The following is a 26,089-nucleotide window of genomic DNA, read 5'->3' as shown; positions in this document are numbered from 1 at the left end:
CAGTTTTGGGAAAGCAAAAAAACTTGATGTCATTGACCCGTCCCCGTGACATCAGACGAAGCAGAAAGTCGCAGGACTTTTCCGTACGTTCCTTGGAGCCGAAGCGTATGCAGTAATACACTCCGTCATTGATACTGCCAAAAAGCAAGATCTTTCTCCGTTCCATGAGTTGCAATTAATAGCACAACTCAAACCGAGCATGCTGACATTATAAACAGCTTCATATTTTGTAAAAGAACGATTTACTCTCGTTGGTTGCAACGAGGGAAGTTGTGCATGGGGGAGTACGGCAAACCTACCTGAGTAGTTACCACTTGGATTTGCCTACCGGAAATATATGTGGACAAAAAGTAATGCACCCAAAAGGGCTTGCGGAATTCATTTTGGGAACAATAAACCCACTGACAATCGGCATCACTGCTGTAAATCAGTGGGTTTATATTTTCAGTTGTCAATCTTAATAAGATGAATCACTGATTTTTGCTGTTGGGGTGGGCATTTATTATTGCAATGTAAAACTATAGTACTCATCATTGCAAATTGCTATTTGTTTTTAAATTTGATAAGTTCTTCCTCGCATTGTGCAATGAAATCATTACAACTACCTTCAAATCCCAACTCTGGGGCAAGTATATCTGTTTTACTCATTTTAATGGATAGTTTCATGTTCCATCTTTTAATCAGATTTGCAGCTGCTAATCTTTCTTCTACATTGTTTGTGAACACCAATACGCCTCCATTCCATTTGCCGAAACCCTCGATGTTTTCCCAATGTATCAAGGTCTTACCGATAAGAAGGCCTTCGTTAAGTATCAGAACCCAGCATCTTCCTTTTATATTATAAATTAGGTCTCGAACAAAGGCATACGTTCCTCCTATTCCGAAAAAGAACGTGCCAAACCATCCAATGATTATATAAAATGTCAAATCCGTTTTTAGCGCACAGAAAAGGGATGTCACGGTCAGTAGAATTGTAAAAAACAATTGTTTGACGAGTTTCACCCATCTGTTGTTGAGTATTGTTCTCATTTTTTATATTATTATATTTCTGTATTATAGTGTTTTATGCAAAATTTGTTGCTGTATCAACATACAGAATTAGAACTCCGGAACCTTTCTTGAAGTTCTAACATGGCAGAAATGAGTTCATCAAATGAAGGTTTATCACCATAGATCATCGTCTCCATCATTGCCTCATAGTCAGCTTTCCACGCGTCAATTATATCTGGACGTGGCACCAACTGCATTCGTTTACGGACTTCTGGTGTATAGTCCATTCCACTTACAGAAGTGAATATCTCACGATGATGACGAATACTTTCCCATAATTGGTCATCACTGGCTGCTTTCACCGCAAAATCCATGTTCATCATACGATACAAGTCATACAAGTGACGGCTCTTACGTTCTGCTTTAAGTCCATGACCTTCAACTGAGAACATTTCGTGAATGAGAAACACCTTTTCGAGGAAAGTCTTGCCAGGGATAGACGTTGCAACTTCTGAATCAACGAGTGAAGTCTGGATTGCTGGGAACTGCTGTTCAAGCATACTTTGGATATGGCATTTCTCATTGGGCTCAAATAGTGACCTTGAACCAATTTCCAACATCACAACTGGTTGCAGATATGTGGCAACATCTGCTAAGGCACTTTTATATCGGATGAAGATTTTGCGTGGTTCAGGATATGTTCCATCACCTTCACCGTCAGGTTCTGCATCCATGGTACAAAGCTCTGCAAGACCATATTCTTCAATTTTCTTCTGAAGTTCTGTGGCAAATTGTTCCCTAACAAATATGGAAGAAGCTTTGCGTAGCTTCTTGATTTTCTTCTTTGTAAGGTCGCCTTCAAGATCAAATAAAGACCTATCAACAGCAAGATCAATGTCCTCTGAGAAACGATTGATAACTCCCCAAACTTTGGACAGAGACGTACCTCCCTTGAAAATCAATTTATCTGCAAAAGGCAGAGTGAATACTATTTGAAGAATAGTTGAGACCCAAACATCCTTCTCTATGGCTTGTGGTGGTAATCCGGTCTTAGGAGATGTTTGATTCAACACCATGATTTGCTGCTCTTTTGACAATAAGAAAAAGTTATTCTTGTTCATATGCTTTCATCACTATATTTCTAATCCATACAGGCATTAAAGCCAAATCCTTGACAATGCTGTCTTTATTTTCTAATCTGAGTAATTTATGAATATGGTCTATCTGGTCTTTTGTAACATTACTCTGCCCATAGTCTTTGAGGGCATACGTAATGAGCATAGCCAATTTGTTCTGAAAGGAAATATTCTTTGAAGATGTCTGCTTAAATTTTACTTTGATATTTCCCAAAACTGTTAAATTCTTGGCATAGCCATTGGTAAGGAACACATAATTCATAGGAACCTGCGTAGAAAGACCTAATATATTCTGTGCATGTACACCTGTTGGTACAACTTTTATATGGTCACGCTTGGCTATTGCATTTACAATATCATCGACAGATGGTAAGATTACCCCAAGTCCCAATAGCTTGTCAATTTTAGGATAACAATATATACCCCGGGCAACATTTATAATAAGCTCTTTGGACTTTAATATCTCAAGAGCCTTGCGTATGTTATCCGATGATGAATAGCGAGCAAACCTATCCGGAAAGAATACAGTACCCCTTCCGCACTTCTTTAAGCAGCTAAGTATTTTATTCTCAATCGTTACCATTGTAGTTTAATACAAATCTATTCACAAACTTATCAAATATTTGTGAATGCAAAGTTACTACTTTTATTTCAATATCAATCAAATCATAGAGAAAAAATGAAGATTTTTATAATTTTTCTCCATAAATGCAAGATATATTACTCACTTTTGACTGATTTTCTCAGATGTCACAGTGACAGGTCATTGACATCATGACTTATAATTCTTACAGCTTACAGTATTACAGTTTTCGGAAAGGAAAAATAGGTTTCGCGAGGACTGGTTCCTGTTTCTTGGACAACGCTAATTCACACCAGACGTTACAGTTTGACAGTTGACAGTTTCCCAAAATGAATTTTTTGCGTTACAAATAACAGATAACAGATAACAGTTTTGGGAAACGGTATTTTTTGGGGTAGCCTGAAGGCTAGAAATCTTTGGAGGAAATCTTAGAGAAAATATGGCCTTTGGCCAGAAATCAATCATCGGATCATCGGAATTTATACGGAATTTATACGGAATGTTTTTTAGTTGCTTCGCAAGAAATCTTTGGAGGAAATCTTTTTTAAGATGTTGCTTCGCAAGAAATATTTTAGGGATTCGCAGATTATCTCCCTTGTAAAATCTTTAATATAAATCTCAACTGAAAATGCGCTCGAGTTCCTCGCTTCTGGGAGGAATTTTATTATGGATCGCCTACGGCTCGACATCTTAACTATAATCTTTACAAGAATCTTTAACTATAATCTTTCCGTGTTCTCCGTGTGTTCCGTGGATTCTTATGGGGGTTGCTTCGCAAGAAATCTGTTTAAGTTCCGTTAGGATCCGATGATGATAAAGAGTCTTGAAAAAAAATCTTTTGGAAAACCATGAACTTCGTTCTTCGTTTTCTCGTCATGGCAAAATCCGAATAAAATTCGGTTGTGCTCATTTGACTTAACGAAAACCATGAACTTCGTTCTTCGTTTTCTCGTCATGGCAAAATCCGAATAAAATTCGGTTGTGCTCATTTGACTTACAGAAAACGATGGTATTATAAAAAAAAAGAGTACCTTTGTATCAAAATTGATAAGAATCTATGGCAGAACCATTGGCAGAACGCTTGCGTCCAAGGACGCTCGATGACTATATAGGACAGCAGCACCTTGTTGGACAAGGGGCTGTCTTGCGCAAGATGATAGACGCTGGGCGGATTTCCTCGTTTATATTGTGGGGACCACCGGGAGTCGGCAAGACTACCTTGGCGCAGATCATAGCACATCGGCTTGAAACTCCATTCTATACGCTCTCTGCCGTGACGAGTGGGGTAAAGGATGTAAGGGATGTGATAGAACGTGCACAGAAAGGGCGCTTCTTCAACGAGGCATCACCGATATTGTTTATCGACGAGATTCATCGCTTCTCTAAGTCGCAACAGGATTCTCTGTTGGGGGCTGTCGAGAAAGGTGTGGTGACGCTTATTGGTGCTACTACCGAAAATCCTTCGTTTGAAGTGATACGACCTCTACTTTCCCGCTGTCAACTCTATGTGCTGAAATCATTGGAAAAAGATGATTTGTTGCAGTTGCTCGACAGGGCCATCACGAAGGATGTCTATCTGAAAGAGATGGATATTACGCTGCAAGAGACGGATGCCTTGTTGCGGTTCAGCGGTGGCGATGCGCGTAAGCTTCTCAATATCTTGGAACTGGTGATAGAAGCATCGGACAAGAGTAAGCCTATTGTTATTGACGACAAAATGGTGGCTGAGCGCTTGCAACAGAATCCGCTGGCTTACGACAAGGATGGTGAGATGCACTACGATATTATCTCTGCTTTCATCAAGAGTATCCGTGGGTCTGATCCCGATGCGGCACTCTATTGGTTGGCGAGGATGATAGAGGGTGGGGAAGATCCTAAATTCATAGCACGCCGTTTGGTGATTTCAGCTTCAGAAGATATCGGATTGGCCAATCCTAATGCGTTATTGCTGGCTAATGCAGCCTTTGATGCGGTGCAGAAGATTGGATGGCCCGAAGGGCGCATTCCGCTTGCAGAAGCTACTGTGTATCTGGCAACGAGTCCGAAAAGCAACTCTGCCTATCTGGGTATTGATGCTGCCTTGGAACTTGTCAGACGGACTGGCAACCAGCCTGTTCCGCTTCCTATTCGCAATGCGCCTACGCAACTCATGAAGCAGTTGGGCTATCATGACGGTTATCTCTACCCGCATGACTATCCCGGTCATTTCACACCACAGCAATATATGCCTGATGCTCTTGTTGACGAACGGATATGGCATGGGCAACACTCGCCGGCAGAAGAAAAACTCTATGAAAGAATGGTTAACTATTGGGGGGAAAGGTATAAACAATGAATATGGAATATGATATCCTGGTGCAGCAGATTATTGAGTTTCTCGGAACATTTGCCTTTGCGATATCTGGTATTCGGCATGCTGCATCCAAAAGATTTGACTGGTTTGGCGGCTACGTTTGCGGAATTGCGGTGGCTATCGGCGGCGGTACGATACGTGACGTGATGTTGGGAACTACTCCTTTCTGGATGACCAATCCTATTTATATGGAATGTACGGCAATGGCGTTATTGTTTGTGATTGTCTTTGCCCGACACCTTAAAAGGTTGAGCAACGCATGGTTTGCTTTTGACACACTGGGTCTGGCTCTCTTTAATATTGCCGGTATTCAGAAGTCTATCGTCTTTGGACAGCCGTTTTGGGTCGCCATCATCATGGGATGTATTACAGGGGCGGCTGGAGGAGTGATCCGTGATGTGCTTCTCAACAACGAACCTGTGATTTTCCGCAAGGAGATCTATGCCATTGCTGCCGTTGCCGGCGGTCTTGCGTATTGGGGACTGGTGGTCTTGAATGTTCCTATTGAGGTGACTGTCATCGTCTCGTTTGCCACAACCTGTCTGATACGTTTCATGGCGGTGAAGTATCATTTATCACTACCCAAGCTGAAAAACGAATGATGAGGTCTGAGGTCTGAGGTCTGAGGTCTGAGGGAGTGGTCTTTATCATCCTACGAAAATCTTTCTCTGTGTTCTCCGTGTGGTCCGTGGATTTTTTTAGTTGCCTACGGCAAGAAATATATCATCGGAATTTAGACGGAATTAGACGGAAACAAAATCATTAACGAAAATCTCGATTGAAAATGCGCTCGAATACCTCGCTTTTGGGAAAGGTTTTGTTATGGATCGCATCGGAGATGCTCGAAATCTTAACTAAAATCTTAAAAATAATCTTCAAATAGAATCTCTAACCTTTAACCTTTAACCTTTAACCTTTAACCTTTAACCTTTAACCTTTAACCTTTAACCTCTAACCTTTAACCTCTAACCTTTAACCTCTAACCTATAACCTTTAACCTCTAACCTTTAACCTCTAACCTAAACACTCCGTGGATTTCTGATGATTAGCCTGCCATTGTTTCTGGAACGATGGAATCAGATTTCGAAGCGGATGTAACTCCTGTCGTCGAATGAATCCTGGCCGTTGAGGAATGCCTTGCAGGCTAAGAACGTGTCGATATTGAGTGGGTCGTTCTCCTGCTGTTGACGGAGCAGCCGTTCGCTCTCGTCGAGTGTCTCACGCAGGAAGGGGTAGCCATCGCTTGCCATGACGATATGGTGAGGTTGGAAATCGAGGGTGATGACCTTCACAAACTGTTCGGCAATGCGAAAACCGTCTATCACGGCATAACTGACGTTCTGTTGTTTCATGCTCTCCACCATATCAGCCATAATATATTCGCGACTGGCGTCCTTGGTGAGCAGTTGATCTACGGTAGTGCCCTGACTCAACAGCTTTTTGGCATATTCAGACCGTTTGGCGGCATGAACAGCCTCTTCGGGTTTCGGATTGTCTATCAGTTCGCCGTCTATCAAGCATTGGCAGTCGCCCACCAGCCATAATTGCCGTTGAAGGCGACTATAGATGATGGCAGAACAGGTGAGGCGATCTTCCGGATGCAGGAGGAGGTGTTCTGTTTCCGATTTCTTATACTCTCTACGGATATAGTTGGTCACCCCTATCAGAAACTGATGGCAATCAATTCCCTTGGGCATTTTCTTGATGTATTTGCCGGTCAACCGCATGGCCTGTCGCCCGTTGGAACGAAACCGGCTGTGCCGGTAGTTGGTCTTGGCTGTTGACCCATCAATGACTGCGATGAAATCATCTGTTACGACGATTCCGTCCTCGCATTTCTTTTCCGGATCCTTTCCCTGTATTTTCTGTTCGATGATTTTCATTGTTGTATTTCTTATAGTGAGGCATTCCTGTCGGCTGTTGGCGGTATGTGTTTCCGCCAGACCCTGGGCATAGTTCTCTAATCAGATCGGAACGCCCGATGCGTCGCAGACTCTGTTCTATGGATTTGCGTTCCTCTGGTTTGTACCAGAAGAAATATTGGCGTTGGGCAAGTTTCTCCTTCTGGCTATGGGCACTATACACCTCCTGGAGGGTGTAAGGGTCGTAGCCTGTGTACCATGTCTCGGTAGAAACGGTCATGGGGGTGGGTGTGAAGTCTTGCACTTGCTCCAACTGGAAATCGAGGCGTTTGGTGAGCACAGCCAGTTGCGCCATGTCCTCTTCTCTGCAGCCTGGATGGCTGGAGATGAAATAGGGGATGATCTGTTGGTTGAGGTGTGCCTCGCGATTGATGCGGTCGAAGATGTGCTTGAAATCGTCAAACTGTCTGAATGGCGGTTTGCGCATCAGCTGCAATACGTTGTCGCTGGTGTGTTCTGGAGCCACCTTCAGTCGTCCGCTGACATGTTTGGTGATGAGTTCGCGGGCATACTCCATGGCAGCCTTGTTGCTTTCTTCGTCTTTGCTATGATGCAGAATGAGGTCGTAGCGCACACCGCTGCCGATGAAACTCTTCTTGATGCCGGGAATAGCATCGACGCTACGGTAGATATCCAGCAGGGCAGTATGGTCGGTATTGAGATTGGGACAAATCTGCGGGTGGATGCAACTGGGTCGTTTGCACTTCTCGCACGCATTCAGATTGCGTCCTCGCATGCCATACATATTGGCAGAAGGTCCGCCAAGGTCTGAGATGTAACCCTTGAAGCCAGGCATCCCCATGACCTGTTTAACCTCGCGCAAGATGCTCTGTTTGGAGCGACAGGCAATGAATTTTCCCTGATGGGCAGAGATGGTGCAGAAAGCGCATCCTCCGAAGCATCCTCGATGGATGTTGACGGAGTATTTGATCATCTCATACGCCGGAATCCGCTTGTCTTTGTATTTCGGATGCGGTTGGCGCGTGTAGGGCAGATCAAACGAGGCATCCAGTTCTTCGGTTGTCATGGGCGGATAGGGCGGATTGACAACAGCATATTTGTCGCCGACGGCTTGAATGAGGCGTTGGGCGTGCATCATATTCGACTGTTCTTCGATGTGCCGGAAATTCTCGGCTTGTTTCCGCTTGTCTCTAAGACAGTCTTCGTGGCTATGGAGCACGATATCATGATCGCTGATGCCATCGACAATTTCGTTGCGACGGGCAAGATAGACGACCTGGGGCAATTCGTGAAGCGAAGATAGGGGCAGTCCATCGTTTAAGCAACGGGCAATTTCAAGAATGGTTTTCTCTCCCATACCGTATGAGATGATATCAGCCGGTGCGTCACAAAGCAGGCACGGCCTTAATCGGTCTTGCCAATAGTCGTAGTGAGTGAGGCGTCGCAAAGAAGCCTCGATGCCTCCAAGTACGATAGGGACATCGGGGTAGAGCTGACGGAGAATATTACTATAGACCACCGTTGGATATTCAGGACGCATATCATGTCGCCCGTCAGGGGTGTATGCATCTTCGGAACGCAACCGTCTGTTGGCTGTATATTTATTGACCATGGAATCCATACATCCCGGTGAGATGCCGAAAAACAGGCGTGGTCGTCCCAGTTTCTTAAAGTCACGATAGTCACCATGCCAGTCGGGCTGTGGTACGATAGCCACTTTATAGCCGGCGGCTTCCAGTATGCGTCCGATGACTGCTGCGCCAAACGACGGGTGATCTACATAAGCGTCTCCGCTGAACAGAATAACGTCGAGTTCTGTCCAGCCGCGTAGTTCTATTTCTTTCTTCGTAGTAGGAAGAAAGTCTGTCAGTTGATATTTGCTGTTTGCCAATGTATATGTATTTTAGTTGAGGGGAGTGCCCTGTATGACGTCAGCGTCCACTCCGATAGGATCTTCGTTTTGGTTCTTCCAGTTGATGAACAGCAGAATGAGCTGTTGCAAGCCGAAAGCTTTCATGTTATGATGGTAGATGACGTCGAGGCAAAGGTCAAGAAGTGCCTTGTCTGCTGTGGCTTCAGATTCGAGCAGGGCGCGAATGTTGAGTTTGAGTTTGTCTAAGACCTGTTCGTCAATATACCCATTGGAGTCAATAAGATCGCGGAAGAGTTGATACTTCTCGATTGTTGCAAGGTGTTGCCCGCTGACTTCTATACTGCGGGTTCCTGTGGGGTTGCTCTGGATTCTGTACATAGATTGTTGATTTTTTGAGTTAATATTGTTTTGTTTTGAGTTATTACTGTCTGTTGATCAGGAAATTGATCATGCCACGCATGAGTGTATTGCGCTTTTTATCGCTTTTGATGCATTCGAAGGGGAATCCCATGGTCAAGGCGCGATAGTCGTTGCCTTGATAGGCAACAGCTGCCGTTTGACCGTCTGCATAGCGCATGGCGGCAAAGGATTTCCCTACGGGGTTTATCACGTCTGCTGCCGTTGCCGCATAATGCTCTTCGTTCATCTGATGGTAAAAATCGAAGGTGGTTCCCATGCCCGTGATGCTGTCGTTGGCAGCCTTGTAAGGCGAGGCACTTTGACATTTCAATACCTCTGCGAGCATGTTCTTGTCTTCGTCTGATTTCATATCAGAACCGACGTAGGCGCCGCTCACCAGTAGAGAACCGCCCTGGTTGGCGTACTGGCGCAACAGATGTTGCAGGGCGGGCTTCATGGTTTTATAATATACCAAACTGTGTGCATCGTCACGCTCCAGTCCTAATAGCAGGTCTATCATGTCGAATTGCTCCAACGGCAACTGTTTGCTTTCCACGGCTTTTACCGAAGCGCTGACGATATTGTATTTTCCTGCCGCAACAATCGCCTTGGCATGAGTTGAAACATAGTTGAAGTCGTTACCAGCCAAGAAAGTCCCAGCCATCTCGTCTCCGCTGTCGCCAAAGCTCCTGCTGTTATTGTCGAAATTCAACTGGCGTCCCATCCATCCAGGCATGCAACCTCTTGTTACTCCAGGGTCTTCGTCCAGGTCGAAACCCTGTTCGGTGTCAGAGAATCTCACGGCAGGTGAAGACAGTCGGTTGAATCCGTTGATGATGAGAATGTTTCCCTTTGCTTCAGGCTGATAGACAGCTGAAAGAGTCTCTGTTGTGAAACTCTTGCCGCCATCGTTGAAGGCAGCCACTTTGAAGTGGTAAAGCAATCCGGGTTCCAGTCGGACCTCGTAATTGTTTCTGCTGCGGACCACGGTACCATTGTCGAAATCCATGCCTTCTATACCTTTATATATAATGTATCCAGAGGGCGAGGCTGTCTTCTCCTGTGGATCATCCACACCGTCCCATTCCAGACGCGCCATACCTTTGTTGTCAAGGCTGATGCGGAAATTGGTAGGAGCCAATGGGGTGACGACATATTCTTTATTGTGCATTTCACTCATGAAGCGCAACGTAGTCTTGTAGAGTGAACGTGCCAGCGTGAAGCGGAAATTGGGGTCGAGGGCATAGCGCATATCCGCAAAATTCTGGTGAGAGAGCGTTTCGATGATAGCACTCGGCACTTCGGGTTGACGGGTTTCAGAGTAGTTGCGGTCGTATATTTCACGACGGTTCCATTTTCCATACTTATACCGCATGTCAGTAACAATACCATCCAAAAGGGCATCGGCATAATCACGCGAAGCCAGTCGGGACACTTTGCTTCCCAGCAGTCCTTCGTTGAAATCGGTAGTACAGATTGATAGTGTGCCTATCAGACTTCGTCCGTCGCGACGGAGTCCTGCATCGGAATGGACAGCCAATGAGAGTTCTATGGGTACATGGAGTCCGGCACTATCGGGCATGAATGGTGAACCGCCCCCCAGATAGTTGACCATGTTGGATCTGGCGTTGATATCGTCGCCATAGTCATCCTGTCCGTTTTTTGAACTATAGACGCTGTATGGCATTCCTGCCCATTGGGCATAATAGCGTGCGCCTTCCAAAGCCCGAGGCATTCCGCTGACCCGATCTCCCCGTTGAATATTGCCCATTCCTCCGCCAAACCTGACAGCATCGGTTGTAATCACGCCGTTCTTGCTGCTGTGGTTGGTGAGGGTTATCCGGTTGAATTCACTATACCCTTTGTCAAATTCGAATGTTCCGAGATAGACCCATGTTCCTCCGCCCATGCGTTGGTTGATACGAAATTCAGTTCTTTCTCCTCGGTGCCATACGGTATAGTGAGCATCGTCAATACTGTTGGGTAATGTTTGATAGCTGACATAAACGGCATATTTTCCAGTACGGGGAAATTCGGGCTGATAACTGACAAGGGAATAGCGGGTTTTGCTGCCCGTCGTCTTCACCATGCGTGCTGTACCCGCCTGAAAGGGATTCTCCCCATCTACATAAGGCCCCTGGTGGAAAGCAAATCCGCTGTTGGGGGTGTTTTTCCATTTGTTGCTGGCAGTCGCTTCGATATAGTTGCGCTTCGAACCGTCGTTATCCACGATGATTTCTTCTTTCTGCCATACTCTTTCGCGCGGGGTAAACACAATGGCTCCTGCATTTTCCAACATAGGAATGAGGTAGGGCACTACGATGGTTTGCGTATATAAGTCCTCGCTTGTGGCGAAAAGGCGTGGACGTTGCCATTCCCATTCTTCTTTGGCAATGTTGTAATAATAGCCATGGCTTGCCCATAATGCCACATGACGTCCATCCAGACCATGTCGGATACTAATAGGTGAGGAAACGTTTCTGACCCATGGTGCTCCATGGTAGTCGATATTGTTCCATTGGCGTTTCTTATCCGGTTTTTCGCGTAGTCGGTTGGGGATGAGTTCGTGAATATCTCTGTTGTGGGTAAGTATCGAGAAACTGTAGTCCGCATACTGTCCAACCAACAGTTTTCGTACTTCCTGTTCGATACGTTCTACCGACTGCGGCGTGAATGCCTGTTCGGCAAACGTCTCATTGGCCAGTATCGTGATGTTTCTCTCAGTAGTATCAATTTCGCATGCAGACAGATGGGCGCGCCGTAAGAACTGCGCGCCAATGGGTTTGTAGTGAGAAAAATATGATTCTAAGCGATTACGTAATAGTGCATCGTCTGTAGTCTGTCCATATGTCCCTTTTGGCAGCATACAAACCAGCAATAGTATCAGCGTCAGTTTTTTCATCAGATGTCTCCTAAACAGAAATTCTCAGGTTTCTTACCTTGGAAATCTTTGAAATATATTTTTATTTCATGCATCTGGTCGTCAATATTGCCATTAGGAATAATGGTCTTGGTGCACTGGATGCGTCGTTTCTTGTAATCTACTCCATAAAGCAGAATAGGTATTCCTGCTTTCAAAGCAATATAATAAAAGCCTTTCTTCCACTCTGGATTGGGCGATCGTGTTCCCTCTGGTGTAATGGTGAGATGAAAACATTTTGACTGCTTGGCATATTCTGCCAAGTTATCGGTCATGCTTGTGTGTTTTGAACGCCACACAGGATGCCTCCCATACGTCGGAAAATAGGTCCCAGAGGCCAGAAGAACCATTCTTTCTTCATGAGAAAGTTACTGCTGATGCTATTTGCTCCAGCATACAGTTGTCCAATAAGAAAGTCCCAGTTGCTGGTGTGTGGAGCTAAGCAAATGATGTATTTGTCGGGGTGGGGTTCTGTGACATCTACAGTCCACCCCATACGTTTATATAACAGCCAGTTACAGAATGATTTCCACATATTCATTATTTAGAGATTGCTGATTTGATCTGCTATTTCAAGGACAGAAGTCTTGAATTGTATTTTGAGGTCTTTGAAATATTTGCCTTTGCTCATGCCTGGTTCCGGATGAGAAATGCGGCTGAGCGTATTGCTTTGCATCTTGTCTATTGTCTCTAGAATATTTGCTAAAATTTTATCGTCATGGGTATTGCCATAAAGTGAAGCGGCAATAAAATCGATGTAAAGTTCATCACAGATCAGATTGACGTTCTTTTTTAGTGCTCTTTTGTTTGCCATAATATTCCTCCTTTGTTTTTTTGTGATTTATTTTAATTTTTGTTCAAAGATACAGATAATATTCTAATTTACAATCTTTATCGTTTAAAAAAATATTAAAAATGTGTTTTTTGCCATTTTAATTCTTATTTTTTGAAGAAAATGACTACTTTTGTAACCCAAAAAAGAGTTCATTATTCAAAAAGTAAATAAAATCAACTTATGGAAAAAAGTGCATTGCAAATTGCAAGAGCTGCTTATCAGCCCAAATTACCCAAGGCTCTTCAGGGAGCTGTAAAAGCTGTAGAGGGTGAACCAACACAATCAGTAGGAAATCAGGATGAGATCAAGGCATTGTTCCCTAACACTTATGGAATGCCTGTAATTACCTTTGAACCAGGTGAAGCCACACAGCTGCCTGCATTTAACGTAGGTGTTATCCTTTCTGGTGGTCAGGCTCCTGGCGGACACAATGTTATTTCTGGTCTTTTTGACGGTGTTAAGTCTCTTAACCCAGCAAATAAACTGTATGGATTTATTCTTGGTCCTGGCGGTTTGGTTGACCATAATTATATGGAAATAACAGCCGAGATCATGGACAACTACCGTAATACCGGTGGTTTCGATATTATCGGTTCTGGACGTACCAAATTGGAAAAGGAAGATCAGTTCGAGAAGGGTATTGAAATCCTTCGTGAGCTTGGCATCAAGGCTTTGGTTATCATTGGCGGTGACGACTCTAATACAAATGCCTGTGTTCTTGCAGAGTATTATGCTGCAAAGAAATACGGCGTACAGGTAATTGGTTGTCCTAAGACTATTGACGGTGACTTGAAGAACGCTCAGATTGAGACCTCGTTTGGTTTTGATACCGCTTGTAAGACCTATAGTGAACTCATTGGTAATATTGAGCGTGACTGTAACTCAGCCCGCAAATATTGGCACTTCATCAAACTGATGGGTCGTTCTGCTTCACACATCGCTTTGGAATGTGCACTTCAGACCCAGCCAAATCTCTGTCTGATTTCAGAAGAGGTAGAGGCTAAGGAAATGTCACTTGACGATGTTGTAACCTACATCGCAAATGCAGTGGTAGTCCGTGCCAACGAAGGTAATAACTTCGGTACCGTACTTATTCCAGAAGGACTTATCGAGTTCATTCCTGCTATCAAGAAACTGATTGCCGAACTGAACGAAGTACTGACTGATCCTGCAACAGGTGAGCCTCGCGTATTTGCTAATGCAGAAGAACAGATTTCTTTCGTAAAGAACGCTATTGCCAAGGACAACCTCGCAGTACTCGAATCACTTCCTGCAGACGTGGCTCGTCAGCTTTGTCTCGACCGCGACCCTCATGGAAACGTTCAGGTGTCATTGATCGAGACAGAGAAGCTCCTCTCTTGCATGGTTGAGGCTAAACTTGATCTTTGGGCGAAAGAGGGTAAGTACAATGGTAAGTTTGCTGCACAGCATCACTTCTTTGGTTACGAAGGCCGTTGCGCTGCTCCATCAAACTATGATGCAGACTATTGCTATTCACTCGGTTTCAACGCTTCACGCCTGATTGCTAATGGCAAGACTGGTTATATGTCAATCATCAAGAACACAACAGCACCTGCAGAACAATGGATTGCCGGTGGTGTGCCCATCACTATGATGATGAACATTGAGCGTCGTAATGGTAAGAACAAGCCCGTTATCCGCAAGGCTCTTGTAGAGCTTGATGGTGCACCATTCAAGTTCTTTGCCGCTCATAGAGCGCAGTGGGCTAAAGAGACTGCTTATGTTTATCCCGGCCCAATCCAGTACTGGGGTCCATCAGAAGTATGTGATCAGACAACCAGAACACTGGCTTTGGAGCAGGCTTAATCTGATTTATGCCGACTTCACGTAGAAAGCAACATAAAAGACGCATATCGAGTCCTGTCCGCCGCAAGCGGCCAGGGCTCTTTGTGCGTTTGTTACGTCGTCTTCCAGGATGGTCCTGGTGGTTAGGCGGATTCTTACTTGTAGCGGCGTATATTTGGTTTTTCTACTATATCTTTGTTGGACCCTTCGGCTTCCGATGGCGTGCACTCTATGGTGACGTCAATTACCCTGAAGGTTATGAAATTCACGGTATCGACATCTCTCATCATCAGGGAGAGATTGACTGGGACGAACTTCGTGACAATGGAATGATAGATAAATACCCCATCCGGTTCGTTATGATCAAAGCCACAGAAGGTGCCAGTCTGATAGACGAAAACTTTCATGATAATTTCGAACAGGCTCGAGAACACGGCTTTACACGAGGCGCCTATCATTTCTATAGTGTTCGGTCATCGGCAAAAGACCAAGCCGAGCATTTTATCAGCGAAGTGAAACTGGAGAATGGCGATTTGCCACCGGTATTAGACGTAGAGAAGAAACCAAACACTCAAACCGACCAAGAGTTTAAGGAGAGCATTCTACTCTGGTTGCAGCTGGTAGAACACCAATATGGTGTGAAGCCCATCATCTATACTTATTATAAATTTAAGATGCGTTACCTCAGCGACCCCGTCTTCGACCAATATCCCTATTGGATTGCTCACTATTATGTGGACAAGGTGGAGTATCAAGGTAACTGGAAGTTCTGGCAACATACCGATGTGGGACGTTTGCCGGGCATCAAAGGGGATGTTGATTTCAATATCTACAACGGTTCTTATTACGACTTACGCAAACTCACTATCGGTGCACGTGAGCAGATAGGAGAAGAGGCCTATCAAGATAACTGATATAATCCATAACTATACATCAAACAAAATATCTATGTCAAACGAAGTTAAAATACAAGACCTGACGCTGAGACAGGCTGCCGAAGAAGGTATGGATGCCTTCGTCGATGCTTTCGTCAACGCCATACACCAAGCCATAGGAGGACAGCTTACAGCAGATAATATGGGCATGCTCAATGCAGACCAAATAACCCTGTTGGCGTGGAATGCACTCCATGAAGAGGTAATGGACGGTGGTTTTGTACAGCTCATCCACAATGGTTACGGACCTTTTATCTTCATAAATCCATTTGCCAAGGCCATCAAACAGTGGGGACTTCGTGACCTCTCCAAACTCATATATGATGCACATACGCTCTATGAGAAATATCATGTTACCATTGAGCGGGAGTGCAGTGAAGAGGAGTTTATGGCACTTTTTGAGCAAATGCCGGAGTTTGATGACCTTGACGATACTTTTGTAGAAAAGGAAGAAGAGTGGACCTCACAAATTGCAACATATATAGACCAACACATCGATCATTTTGTCGTTGTGACAAACGAATGAGAAGATTGCTATGAATAAGGACGACGAGAAAATACGTAAGAAAAGTCCTGTGCAGATAAGAAACAAGAAGGCTTCGTTCGAATACTTCTTTATTGAAACATATACCGCAGGAATCGTACTGACAGGTACAGAAATAAAGTCTATCAGACTTGGTAAAGCGAGTCTGGTAGATACCTATTGCTTTATACATAATGGAGAAATATGGGTCAAGGGCATGAATGTGTCACCCTATTTCTATGGTTCATACAACAACCATGAGATGAAACGAGACCGCAAACTCCTGCTTACCAAACGTGAGATACAGAAATTGCAGTCTGCCACCAAACAGACGGGTTATACTATCGTGCCGCTTCTCGTGTTTATTGATGAACACGGACGCGCTAAGATGGATATTGCACTCTGTAAGGGTAAAAAGGAGTTTGACAAGCGTCAGACCCTCAAAGAGAAAGAAGACCGCAGGGAAATGGACCGTGCAATGAAACACTACTAAATGACAACACTCAAAGAAATTGCCAAACAACGCATCCTTGTGCTTGATGGAGCTATGGGAACGATGATTCAGAAGTATGAACTTACTGAACAGGACTTTCGTGGAAATATCTATACCAACCAACGTGGACAGATGCGTGGGAATAACGATATCCTCTGTCTGACACGTCCTGATGTGATAGAGGATATTCACAAAAAATATCTTATTGCAGGGGCTGATATCATCACGACAAATACTTTCAATGCACAACGTATTTCGCAGGCGGACTACCACATGGAAGACCGTTGTCACGAAATGGCCCTTGCCGGTGCTCGTATCGCCCGACGTATGGCAGACGAATTTTCCACACCCGATAAACCACGATTCGTGGCTGGTAGTGTGGGACCTACCAATAAAACCTGCTCAATGTCTCCCGATGTCAGTAATCCTGCCGCCCGCGAATTGACTTACCCCCAACTCTATGATGCCTACGTAGAGCAGATGGACGCACTTGTTGAGGGTGGGGTGGATGCTATTCTCATCGAAACGGTATTTGATACGCTGAACGCTAAAGTGGCTATAGATGCTGCCATGGCGGTAATGACACAACGCAATATCGAACTGCCTATCATGGTTAGCGCTACCGTGAGCGACCTTGCAGGACGAACGCTCAGCGGACAAACACTTGAGGCTTTCCTTGCCAGCATCAGCAGTTACCCTATCTTTTCGGTAGGTCTCAACTGCTCTTTCGGTGCAGACCAGATGATAGGATTCCTTCGCCAACTGGCACGACGTGCTCCTTATTATATTAGTGCCTATCCCAATGCAGGACTCCCCAACTCAATGGGACTCTATGATGAGACTCCTGAGTCCATGGCTCCGAAGATTGGCGCTATGATTGACGAGGGACTTGTCAATATCATCGGCGGATGCTGCGGTACTGACGAACACTTCATTGCCGAATACCTCCCGCTTGTTGCTGGAAAGACACCGCATCGTCCGGCTGAAGCGTCTCCCTATATGCAACTGAGTGGACTTGAATTGCTGGAGGTGACTCCAGAGGTCCATTTTGTCAACGTTGGTGAACGGTGTAATGTGGCAGGATCGCGTAAGTTCTTGCGACTCATCAAAGAGAAACAATACGATGAGGCTGTTGCCATTGCCCGCAAACAAGTGGAGGATGGGGCCTTGGTCATTGACGTCAATATGGACGATGGACTGCTTGATGCGAAGAGCGAAATGGTCAATTTCCTCAATCGCATTGCGTCAGAGCCCGATATTGCTGCAGTTCCTGTGATGATCGACTCTTCAGATTGGCAGGTGATTACTGCCGGACTGCAATGTGTACAGGGTAAATCCATCGTCAACTCCATTTCGCTGAAAGAAGGAGAAGAGGTGTTTATACGCCATGCACAGGACGTCAAACGCTATGGGGCGGCAGTTGTGGTGATGTGCTTCGATGAACAAGGTCAAGCGACCAGTTTTGAGCGACGTATTGAGATTGCAGAGCGGTCATATCGTATTCTTACAGAACGTGTTGGATTTAATCCACTCGATATAATCTTCGACCCTAATATTCTGGCTGTGGCAACAGGTATGGAAGAACATGACAGTTATGCGCTCGACTTCATCCGTGCTGCCGAATGGATCAGGAAAAACCTTCCTGGTGCCCATGTGAGCGGGGGTGTCAGCAATCTCTCTTTCTCCTTCCGTGGAAATAATTACATCCGCGAAGCCATGCATGCGGTATTCCTCTATCATGCCATTCAACGGGGAATGGATTTCGGTATTGTCAATCCTGCCACGAAAGTGCTCTATTCCGATATTCCTGCCGATGAACTGAAGGTTATTGAGGATGTGATTCTTAATCGTCATGCAGGAGCTGCCGATGAACTCACGCAGTTGGCAAACAAACTCTTGGAACAACAACAGACCCTCAAAGCACAGACACCTGCTGATGCCGCAACAAACCAACGCAAAGAACAATGGCGTGAAGGGAATGTGGAAAGTAGGTTGCAACAGGCGTTGATAAAAGGTGTGGGCGACTATCTTGCCTCTGATCTGGAAGAAGCACTGCAACAGTACGCACGTGCGGTAGAGATCATCGAAGGACCGCTAATGGCGGGTATGAATGAGGTGGGACGACTCTTCGGACAAGGCAAGATGTTTCTGCCACAGGTGGTAAAAACTGCACGAACCATGAAACAGGCTGTGCAGATTCTACAACCCTATATCGAACAACAGAAGGGCGATAGCGACCGTAAGGCAGGAAAAGTATTGTTAGCTACGGTCAAAGGCGACGTTCATGATATTGGTAAGAATATCGTAGCGGTCGTCATGGCTTGTAATGGTTATGATATTGTAGATATGGGTGTCATGGTTCCTGCCGAACAGATTGTGGCGAAAGCCATAGAAGAGGGCGTAGATATGATAGGACTCTCAGGACTGATAACACCCAGTCTGGAAGAGATGGTCAACGTGGCGCGTGAAATGCAACGTGCAGGACTTCATATCCCGATCATGATAGGTGGAGCCACAACGAGCGAACTCCATGTGGCATTGAAGATTGCACCCGTCTATGGAGGCCCTGTGGTGTGGATGAAGGATGCTTCGCAAAACGCAACCGTTGCTGCCCGCTTGATGAGCGAAACCGAAAAGACTCAGATCGTCAACGGACTTGACGAGCGTTACCAACACCTGCGCGACGATTATCAACAACAACAGCAACAACTGCTTTCGCTCGACGAAGCGCGTAGTCAGAAAAAAGATTTCTTTAAGGATACTGCACAATGAGCAATATGAGAAAAAACATTATCCTCCTCGGCATCATGTGTATGCTGATGTTTTTAGGACTGTCGGCACAGTCTGTAAAACGTGAATTCCGTGGCGCATGGATTCAATGTGTCAACGGACAGTTTCAAGGCATGGGAACGCAACAGATGCAGAAAACACTTGCCTACCAACTGGATGAACTGCAGAAAGATGGTGCCAACGCCATTATATTTCAAGTTCGTCCAGCATGTGATGCACTCTACGAAAGCAGCATAGAGCCATGGAGTCATTTTCTGACAGGAGTACAGGGAAAAGCACCTGTGCCTTATTGGGATCCTTTGCAATGGATGATTGATGAATGTCATAAGCGGGGCATGGAACTCCATGCCTGGATCAACCCATATCGTGCCAAGACTAAGTCGTCTTACATGTTGGCTTCAAACCATATCGTGACAAAACATCCAGAATGGAGCTTTCGCTATGACGGATTAGTGGTGATGAATCCTGCTCTTCAGGAGAATCGTGATTATATCTGTAAAGTAGTTGAGGACATCGTGAAACGTTACGATATCGACGGACTTCATATCGATGACTATTTCTATCCTTATCCTGTGGCAGGAGTGGATATTCCTGATGACGCACAGTATAAGGCTGATCCCCAAGGCTTCAGCAATCGTGGTGATTGGCGACGCTATCAGGTTGACCTGTTGATAGAGCAACTCAACACAACGATCCATCGGGTCAAGCCATGGGTGAAATTTGGAGTGAGTCCTTTCGGCATCTATCGTAATAAAGCGAACGACCCAGAAGGAAGCCGTACACGCGGTCTTCAAAACTATGATGATCTCTATGCCGATGTCATCAAATGGATAGACAACGGATGGGTTGATTATACAGTTCCACAGCTGTATTGGCAGATTGGTCATCCTGCGGCTGATTATGCCGAACTCGTGAAATGGTGGAATGATCATGCCGCTGCGCGTCCGCTATTTATCGGCGAGGATGTGGAGCGTACCGTGAAGTTTCCTGACCCGGAACAACCCAGTCGCAATCAGTTGCCTGCCAAGATGAAATATCATGCAGAATTGCCTGGAATACAAGGTACGGTGCTATGGTACGCGAAAGCTGCCGTAGATAATGTTGGCAACTATGGCACCAATCTTCGACAGGTGTATTGGAAGAAACCCGCACTTCAACCCCTTATGCCCCATCTGTGTGATAAGGCTCCTAAAAAGGTACGTAAACTCAAACCTTTACGTATTGCCAACCAGCAGGTGCTTTTCTGGACACCACCCAAGGGTAAGGCATGGCAGAATGAGGCTGTACGCTATGTGGTATATCGCTTTGCAAAAGGCGAACCGGTCAATCTCGATGATGCCTCACATATCGTTTGCATCACAGCTGATTGTCATCATGAGATTGTTGGAGAACCAGGACGATATGTCTATTATGTAACGGCACTCAACAGACTTGCTAACGAGAGCCGTCCCGTAAAAGCTAAAGTTACGGTGAAAGAGAAAGAACCTCAGAGCTAACGCGCTTTGGTTCTTTCTTTCGCTTGTACCAAGGTACTTTCGTTCGGGAATAAAAAAAGAAAAACACGTTTTCTTTTTGTATTCCGCTCACTTATTCGTACCTTTGCAGAAAAATATAATCTATCAGAATTAACAGAATTATGAAACCTACATTATTCTTATTGGCTGCCGGAATGGGAAGTCGTTACGGCGGACTCAAACAACTTGACGGACTGGGACCTAATGGTGAAACCATTATGGACTATAGTATCTATGATGCCATACAAGCCGGATTTGGCAAAATCGTATGGGTAATCAGAAAAGACTTTGAAGAGCAGTTCCGTACACAGATTCTTGCTAAGTATCAACATAAGGTTCCATGCGAACTCTGCTTCCAGGCACTTGACGCATTACCCGAAGGCTTTAGCGTTCCAGAAGGACGACAGAAACCATGGGGTACCAATCATGCCGTACTGATGGGTAAGGATGTTATCAAAGAACCATTCTGTGTCATCAACTGCGATGACTTCTATAATCGCGACGCCTTTATGGTCATCGGAAAGTTCCTTAGCGAACTTCCTGAAGGTGCTAAAAACCAGTATGCTATGGTTGGATTCCGCGTAGGAAACACCCTGAGCGAGAATGGTACCGTAGCACGCGGCCTCTGCTCTACCGATGCAGAAGGACATCTGACAACCGTTGTTGAACGTACCGAGATTGTACGTTGCGCAGAAGATGGTTCAAATGCCGGTGCAGTAACAGAAGCCATCCGCTATAAGGATGAAAATGGTAAATGGATTGAAGTAGCAGACAATACTCCTGTGTCAATGAACATGTGGGGCTTCACTCCCGACTATTTCAACTATTCACAGGATGAGTTTAAAGCATTCCTCTCAGATCCGAAGAACATAGAAAATCTGAAGGCAGAATTTTTCATTCCATTGATGGTCAACAAACTCATCAACGAGAAGACTGCTACCGTTAAGGTACTAGACACCACCTCTAAGTGGTTTGGAGTGACCTACGCAGCCGACCGTGAAGATACCGTGAAGAGAATTAAGAAACTGGTAAATGAAGGTGTCTATCCTAACAAATTGTTTTGATGCTGAATAACATTATGACTGAAGGGGAGTGCAGTAAACTGCGCTCCCTTATACATCATGCCAACAACATCGTTTTATGCTGTCATGTCAGTCCTGATGGTGACGCCATAGGTTCGGTATTGGGAATGGCAGAAGTTCTCAAGTGCATGGGCAAGGAACCCGTAATGGTGGTACCTGACCAGTTTCCAGACTATCTGCAATGGTTGCCTAATACCGAAAAGATAGTACGCTACGATAAGCGAAGCGATTATGTCGATATGGTGTTGAAAATAGCTGACCTTGTAATCTGTCTCGATTTCAACGCTCTGTCTCGTACCGACGATATGGAAGCCGCCCTGGAGGCATGTACTGCACCCCGTGTACTCATAGACCATCATCTCAACCCCAGCATAGCGTGTCAGGTCTGCGTGTCCCATCCCAATATGTCATCTGCCAGCGAACTTGTGTTCCGTGTGGCTTGGCAGTTGGGACTGTTTGAACAGCTCGGACGCCATTTTGCAACAGCCGTCTATTGTGGCATGATGACAGATACAGGAGGGTTTACTTTCAACTCCAACTCGCCTGAGACATTTTATATCATCAGCCAACTCCTGACCAAGCACATCAATAAGGATAAGATTTATCGTAATGTCTATCATAATTACAGCGAGTCGCGCCTGCGCCTTGTAGGCCATGTGTTGTGCAATCGCCTCGTGGTTGATGCTAAGCGTCACGCTGCCTATTACACCCTCACGCGTGAAGACCAAAAAAACTTCAACTTCATTAAAGGAGATGCGGAGGGAATTGTTAATATGCCATTGCAAATTAAAGGATTACGACTTTCTATCTCGCTTCGAGAAGATACTGAGAAACCCAATCTCGTTATGGTAAGCCTTCGCTCGGTTGATGATTTCCCATGCAACTTGATGGCTGCCGACTTTTTCAACGGGGGAGGACACCTCAATGCCTCAGGTGGCAAGTTGCATTGCACCATAGAAGAGGCCGTGAAAGTGGTGGAAAGAGCTTTTTTGGCATACGAAGACAAGTTAAAGTAGTCTAAACGTGACAATAATTGCGGAATAATTCGTAATTTTGTGCCGATAAACCCAATAGTAACAACAAAGAATGAAAAAAACATCCTATCTGATGCTACTGGCGATGGTCGTATCGCTCTTTGCAGCTTGTAACGACTATGAAACCTATAGCGACTTGAAAAAGAAGGAACGACAGGCTATCAGCAAATTTCTTGTCGATTCGGCTATCAACGTCATTAGTGAAAAACAGTTTGAAGAACAAGGACAAACCACTGATCTTAAGAAAAATCAATATGTGTTGCTCGACAAGAGTGGCGTCTATATGCAGATTATCCGTAAAGGCTGCGGACAGCAGGTAGAGAGTGGAAAAACCGTCAACGTGCTCTGTCGCTTCTCTGAAACAAATATCCTGACCGACTCTATGCTCATCCGCAACGATATAGTAGGAACCATCTATATGAATGGTCAGTATATCGACGTGTCACAGTATGTGGATAAGATGACCGTACAGCGCAATGGAAGCACCTTCCAGGCATCCTTCGTTTCGGGCATGATGCAACTCTACCACGGCACATCTTCCGTACCCTCCGGATGGCTTGTTCCCTTGCTTTATATCAACGTAGGACGCCCCCTCCAGGAAGGTGACGAGATTGCTAAGGTGAAACTTATCGTACCCCATTCACAAGGCACACAGACTGCCAGTCAGTCTGTTTATCCTGCCTTTTACGTCATTACCTATCAACGAGACAATTAAAATCACACTAATATAAACCAACATCATGACACTCATCAAGTCTATCTCTGGTATCCGTGGAACTATAGGAGGTCCCACAGGCGATACGCTTAATCCTCTTGACATTGTAAAGTTCACAACGGCTTATGCCCAGTTCATCAAAAAGCAGGGCAATAATGGTGCTAAAGCCGATTTCAACAACCATCGTCCAACCATCGTCGTAGGACGTGACGCTCGCATGTCGGGAGTAATGGTCGATAATGTGGTTTGTGGCACACTCATCGGTATGGGATTCGATGTGGTCAATATCGGTCTCGCCACTACACCTACCACAGAACTGGCTGTAAGCATGCTCGGTGCCGATGGTGGTATCATCATTACCGCCTCACATAATCCACGCCAGTGGAACGCCCTCAAATTGCTCAACAGCAATGGAGAGTTTCTTACCGCTGCAGATGGCGCTGAAGTGTTGGCAACGGCAGAAAGTGAGTGCTTCGATTATGCCGATGTAGATTACCTCGGTCATTATATCAATTGCGACGAAGCCGACAGTTGGCACATAGAAGAAGTACTTGGACTTGACCTCGTAGATCAGGAAGCTATCAAAAAGGCTGGCTTCAAAGTATGTGTCGATACTATCAATAGCGTAGGAGGCATCATTCTCCCTAAACTCCTTGATGAGCTGGGAGTGGAATACACCATACTTAATGGCGAACCTACAGGTGATTTCGCCCATAACCCCGAACCCCTGGAGAAAAACCTTCAAGGCATCATGGACGAGATGAAAACCGGTAAATACGACCTCGGTATTGTTGTTGACCCCGATGTTGACCGCCTCGCCTTCATCTGTGAAGATGGTCGTATGTTTGGCGAAGAATACACGCTCGTCAGCGTGGCAGACTACGTCCTGTCGAAGACCAAAGGCAATACCGTCAGCAACCTGTCATCCACTCGTGCCCTGCGCGATGTCACAGAGCGTCATGGAGGAACCTATTACGCATCAGCCGTAGGCGAAGTAAACGTGACTACCAAGATGAAGGAAGTAGATGCTGTTATTGGTGGCGAAGGAAACGGTGGAGTCATCTATCCCGAATGTCATTACGGTCGTGATGCCCTTGTAGGCATAGCCCTCTTCCTTACCTCTCTTGCCCAGAAAGGCTGTAAGGTTAGCGAACTGCGTGCTCAGTTCCCCGACTATCAGATAGCCAAGAATCGCATCGACCTCACTCCTGATACCGATGTTGACGCCATCCTCGTCAAGGTGAAGCAGATGTTCTCTGCCGACGCCACAGCCCATGTTAACGATATCGACGGTGTGAAGATTGATTTCCCCACCAAATGGGTACATCTGCGTAAGTCCAATACCGAGCCTATCATCCGGGTGTATAGTGAAGCCCCAACCATGGAAGAGGCTGACGAAATCGGCAAGAAGCTCATGCAGGTTGTATATGATATGCAATAAGCAATAGCATGCAACAATATAGAGTAGGAGAGAAGCATCGTTTCTCTCCTATTTATTTTTGCAAGTTCCCTCCCATTTAATGGCGCACCCGACAAACCAGGGGGATTAAGCATATAGCTTTGTAAGTCTGAAAAGAAAGAACTTTATATCCGTTACTCCCCTTGAAGCAGCTCTAAACGCCTTAATTTTAGCATTGAATGACTCTGCAAAAGCATTAGTTGCACTGTTGACAAAGAAGTTCAAGACTTCATCATAATGCTCGTAAAGCGTGGCGGCAATAACATTGAAACTCTTAAAGCCAGAGTCGTCCACTTTGTTATACCAGCGTGCAAGCGAGAGTCTTGCAGCATCTCTGACGGTATTCTTGGAAAATATCATTCTTAATGAATATGCGTAAGCGAATATGCTTCTTTAAGATCAGGATACGTTTCAAAGAGCACCTCAGCTCTTTGTCTCTGACTTTCTGTCCATTTGTCGGCAGATTTGAAAAGCAAATATCTGCTGCGAGCCAACAACTGCTTGTGGGTGTCACCGTTTGCAAGCACAATTGGAGTGTATGCTTCACCCAAACATTTGGCCTCTTCCCTGGCGTCCGTGTCTGCTTGAATAGCGTCCCATCTATGTGCGATGCGCATCTCCTGTACGGCATCACAGGCAAGTTTCTGAATGTGAAAGCGGTCAATGACACGTTGGGCTTTCGGAAAAGCAGATCGTACAATCTTGTGCATGGAGTCAGACAGGTCAAGTGTTATCTCCGTCACTGCCTCGCGTTTCTCTTCGGGAA

The 26,089-nt window shown here is 45.3% G+C and carries 20 protein-coding genes and 2 pseudogenes; 12 read left to right on the top strand and 10 right to left on the bottom strand.

The features are described 5' to 3' along the window. Nucleotides 1-543 precede the first annotated feature (543 nt). The 3 genes from CIK96_RS05960 to CIK96_RS05950 are packed head-to-tail and all read right to left on the bottom strand — an operon-like array spanning nt 544 to nt 2,709. Nucleotides 544-1,029, bottom strand: coding sequence for a hypothetical protein (locus CIK96_RS05960; protein ID WP_094440048.1), 486 nt, complete (start codon nt 1,027-1,029; stop codon nt 544-546). A 56-nt stretch (nt 1,030-1,085) separates the two neighbouring features. Beyond that, nucleotides 1,086-2,111 carry a nucleotidyl transferase AbiEii/AbiGii toxin family protein gene (locus CIK96_RS05955; RefSeq protein ID WP_173815649.1) on the bottom strand — a complete coding sequence of 342 codons (1,026 nt, stop codon included), beginning with the start codon at nt 2,109-2,111 and terminating at the stop codon, nt 1,086-1,088. Further along, complete coding sequence (locus CIK96_RS05950) at nt 2,098-2,709, bottom strand: DUF6088 family protein (protein WP_094440047.1); 612 nt, start codon at nt 2,707-2,709, stop codon at nt 2,098-2,100. Before CIK96_RS05950 ends, CIK96_RS05955 begins: the two co-directional genes overlap by 14 nt. Nucleotides 2,710-3,766: 1,057 nt before the next feature. Between CIK96_RS05950 and CIK96_RS05940 the strand changes: the two genes are divergently transcribed. Both CIK96_RS05940 and CIK96_RS05935 read left to right on the top strand, forming a co-directional pair. Beyond that, nucleotides 3,767-5,044 carry a replication-associated recombination protein A gene (locus tag CIK96_RS05940; RefSeq protein WP_094389485.1) on the top strand — a complete coding sequence of 426 codons (1,278 nt, stop codon included), beginning with the start codon at nt 3,767-3,769 and terminating at the stop codon, nt 5,042-5,044. Nucleotides 5,045-5,046: 2 nt separating this feature from the next. After that, nucleotides 5,047-5,664: a trimeric intracellular cation channel family protein gene (locus CIK96_RS05935; RefSeq protein ID WP_094440075.1), complete on the top strand. Its 618-nt coding sequence runs from the start codon at nt 5,047-5,049 to the stop codon at nt 5,662-5,664. 474 nt (nt 5,665-6,138) lie between these two features. Here the strand turns inward: CIK96_RS05935 and CIK96_RS05930 are convergent, their stop codons facing one another. The 6 genes and pseudogenes from CIK96_RS05930 to CIK96_RS05905 form a co-directional block, all read right to left on the bottom strand. Further along, nucleotides 6,139-6,945, bottom strand: coding sequence for a hypothetical protein (locus CIK96_RS05930; protein ID WP_094440045.1), 807 nt, complete (start codon nt 6,943-6,945; stop codon nt 6,139-6,141). Next, on the bottom strand, nt 6,869-8,836 hold the full coding sequence (locus CIK96_RS05925) for a YgiQ family radical SAM protein (RefSeq protein WP_094440044.1): 1,968 nt from the start codon (nt 8,834-8,836) through the stop codon (nt 6,869-6,871). Before CIK96_RS05925 ends, CIK96_RS05930 begins: the two co-directional genes overlap by 77 nt. A 12-nt stretch (nt 8,837-8,848) precedes the next feature. Beyond that, nucleotides 8,849-9,196 carry a hypothetical protein gene (locus CIK96_RS05920; RefSeq protein WP_094440043.1) on the bottom strand — a complete coding sequence of 116 codons (348 nt, stop codon included), beginning with the start codon at nt 9,194-9,196 and terminating at the stop codon, nt 8,849-8,851. Nucleotides 9,197-9,239: 43 nt separating this feature from the next. Continuing rightward, the gene (locus tag CIK96_RS05915) at nt 9,240-12,119 is read right to left on the bottom strand and encodes a xanthan lyase (RefSeq protein WP_094440042.1); all 2,880 of its coding nucleotides are present in this window, start codon (nt 12,117-12,119) and stop codon (nt 9,240-9,242) included. Next, nucleotides 12,119-12,672, bottom strand: a pseudogene (locus CIK96_RS05910) (1-acyl-sn-glycerol-3-phosphate acyltransferase). The gene CIK96_RS05915 and the pseudogene CIK96_RS05910 overlap by 1 nt, the downstream one beginning before the upstream one ends. Nucleotides 12,673-12,681: 9 nt before the next feature. Further along, on the bottom strand, nt 12,682-12,951 hold the full coding sequence (locus CIK96_RS05905) for a hypothetical protein (protein ID WP_094435084.1): 270 nt from the start codon (nt 12,949-12,951) through the stop codon (nt 12,682-12,684). 201 nt (nt 12,952-13,152) lie between these two features. On the opposite strand from CIK96_RS05905, the gene CIK96_RS05900 reads away from it, so the two are divergent. The 10 genes from CIK96_RS05900 (at nt 13,153) to glmM (ending at nt 25,305) form a co-directional block, all read left to right on the top strand. Then, on the top strand, nt 13,153-14,799 hold the full coding sequence (locus CIK96_RS05900; RefSeq protein WP_094435086.1) for a diphosphate--fructose-6-phosphate 1-phosphotransferase: 1,647 nt from the start codon (nt 13,153-13,155) through the stop codon (nt 14,797-14,799). 8 nt (nt 14,800-14,807) lie between these two features. Then, entirely contained in the window at nt 14,808-15,692 is an 885-nt protein-coding gene (locus CIK96_RS05895; protein ID WP_094389477.1) for a glycoside hydrolase family 25 protein, read from the top strand. A 34-nt stretch (nt 15,693-15,726) separates the two neighbouring features. Beyond that, nucleotides 15,727-16,239, top strand: a complete 513-nt coding sequence (locus CIK96_RS05890; RefSeq protein WP_094440041.1) for a DMP19 family protein — start codon at nt 15,727-15,729, stop codon at nt 16,237-16,239. 10 nt (nt 16,240-16,249) lie between these two features. After that, entirely contained in the window at nt 16,250-16,729 is a 480-nt protein-coding gene (smpB, locus tag CIK96_RS05885; protein WP_094389475.1) for an SsrA-binding protein SmpB, read from the top strand. Continuing rightward, nucleotides 16,730-19,501 (top strand): methionine synthase, encoded by a 2,772-nt coding sequence (gene metH / locus CIK96_RS05880; protein WP_094440040.1) that lies wholly within the window; start codon nt 16,730-16,732, stop codon nt 19,499-19,501. Continuing rightward, the gene (locus tag CIK96_RS05875) at nt 19,498-21,015 is read left to right on the top strand and encodes a glycoside hydrolase family 10 protein (RefSeq protein WP_094440039.1); all 1,518 of its coding nucleotides are present in this window, start codon (nt 19,498-19,500) and stop codon (nt 21,013-21,015) included. The genes metH and CIK96_RS05875 overlap by 4 nt, the downstream gene beginning before the upstream one ends. A gap of 140 nt (nt 21,016-21,155) precedes the next feature. Further along, a complete protein-coding gene (locus CIK96_RS05870) occupies nt 21,156-22,097 on the top strand; it encodes a nucleotidyltransferase (RefSeq protein WP_094440038.1) in 942 nt (313 codons plus the stop codon). Then, nucleotides 22,097-23,131, top strand: coding sequence for a bifunctional oligoribonuclease/PAP phosphatase NrnA (locus tag CIK96_RS05865; RefSeq protein WP_094389471.1), 1,035 nt, complete (start codon nt 22,097-22,099; stop codon nt 23,129-23,131). Before CIK96_RS05870 ends, CIK96_RS05865 begins: the two co-directional genes overlap by 1 nt. A gap of 70 nt (nt 23,132-23,201) precedes the next feature. Further along, nucleotides 23,202-23,864, top strand: a complete 663-nt coding sequence (locus CIK96_RS05860; RefSeq protein ID WP_094435096.1) for a DUF4827 domain-containing protein — start codon at nt 23,202-23,204, stop codon at nt 23,862-23,864. A gap of 25 nt (nt 23,865-23,889) precedes the next feature. Continuing rightward, nucleotides 23,890-25,305, top strand: coding sequence for a phosphoglucosamine mutase (glmM, locus tag CIK96_RS05855; RefSeq protein ID WP_094440037.1), 1,416 nt, complete (start codon nt 23,890-23,892; stop codon nt 25,303-25,305). A 105-nt stretch (nt 25,306-25,410) separates the two neighbouring features. Here the strand turns inward: glmM and CIK96_RS05850 are convergent. Next, nucleotides 25,411-26,089 (bottom strand): annotated as a pseudogene (locus CIK96_RS05850) (transposase); the annotation flags it as partial.

It is taken from the genome of Prevotella sp. P4-98, assembly GCF_002251405.1.
GTDB lineage: Bacteria > Bacteroidota > Bacteroidia > Bacteroidales > Bacteroidaceae > Prevotella.
This window is presented reverse-complemented; position numbering and strand designations above follow the sequence as displayed.

Excerpts from the sequence above, each read along its gene's own strand:
- CIK96_RS05960 (WP_094440048.1), bottom strand. The coding sequence starts at position 1,029 with ATGAGAACAATACTCAACAACAGATGGGTGAAACTCGTCAAACAATTG.
- CIK96_RS05955 (WP_173815649.1), bottom strand. The coding sequence starts at position 2,111 with ATGAACAAGAATAACTTTTTCTTATTGTCAAAAGAGCAGCAAATCATG.
- CIK96_RS05950 (WP_094440047.1), bottom strand. The coding sequence starts at position 2,709 with ATGGTAACGATTGAGAATAAAATACTTAGCTGCTTAAAGAAGTGCGGA.
- CIK96_RS05940 (WP_094389485.1), top strand. The coding sequence starts at position 3,767 with ATGGCAGAACCATTGGCAGAACGCTTGCGTCCAAGGACGCTCGATGAC.
- CIK96_RS05935 (WP_094440075.1), top strand. The coding sequence starts at position 5,047 with ATGGAATATGATATCCTGGTGCAGCAGATTATTGAGTTTCTCGGAACA.
- CIK96_RS05930 (WP_094440045.1), bottom strand. The coding sequence starts at position 6,945 with ATGAAAATCATCGAACAGAAAATACAGGGAAAGGATCCGGAAAAGAAA.
- CIK96_RS05920 (WP_094440043.1), bottom strand. The coding sequence starts at position 9,196 with ATGTACAGAATCCAGAGCAACCCCACAGGAACCCGCAGTATAGAAGTC.
- CIK96_RS05915 (WP_094440042.1), bottom strand. The coding sequence starts at position 12,119 with ATGAAAAAACTGACGCTGATACTATTGCTGGTTTGTATGCTGCCAAAA.
- CIK96_RS05905 (WP_094435084.1), bottom strand. The coding sequence starts at position 12,951 with ATGGCAAACAAAAGAGCACTAAAAAAGAACGTCAATCTGATCTGTGAT.
- CIK96_RS05900 (WP_094435086.1), top strand. The coding sequence starts at position 13,153 with ATGGAAAAAAGTGCATTGCAAATTGCAAGAGCTGCTTATCAGCCCAAA.
- CIK96_RS05895 (WP_094389477.1), top strand. The coding sequence starts at position 14,808 with ATGCCGACTTCACGTAGAAAGCAACATAAAAGACGCATATCGAGTCCT.
- CIK96_RS05890 (WP_094440041.1), top strand. The coding sequence starts at position 15,727 with ATGTCAAACGAAGTTAAAATACAAGACCTGACGCTGAGACAGGCTGCC.
- smpB (WP_094389475.1), top strand. The coding sequence starts at position 16,250 with ATGAATAAGGACGACGAGAAAATACGTAAGAAAAGTCCTGTGCAGATA.
- metH (WP_094440040.1), top strand. The coding sequence starts at position 16,730 with ATGACAACACTCAAAGAAATTGCCAAACAACGCATCCTTGTGCTTGAT.
- CIK96_RS05875 (WP_094440039.1), top strand. The coding sequence starts at position 19,498 with ATGAGCAATATGAGAAAAAACATTATCCTCCTCGGCATCATGTGTATG.
- CIK96_RS05870 (WP_094440038.1), top strand. The coding sequence starts at position 21,156 with ATGAAACCTACATTATTCTTATTGGCTGCCGGAATGGGAAGTCGTTAC.
- CIK96_RS05865 (WP_094389471.1), top strand. The coding sequence starts at position 22,097 with ATGCTGAATAACATTATGACTGAAGGGGAGTGCAGTAAACTGCGCTCC.
- CIK96_RS05860 (WP_094435096.1), top strand. The coding sequence starts at position 23,202 with ATGAAAAAAACATCCTATCTGATGCTACTGGCGATGGTCGTATCGCTC.
- glmM (WP_094440037.1), top strand. The coding sequence starts at position 23,890 with ATGACACTCATCAAGTCTATCTCTGGTATCCGTGGAACTATAGGAGGT.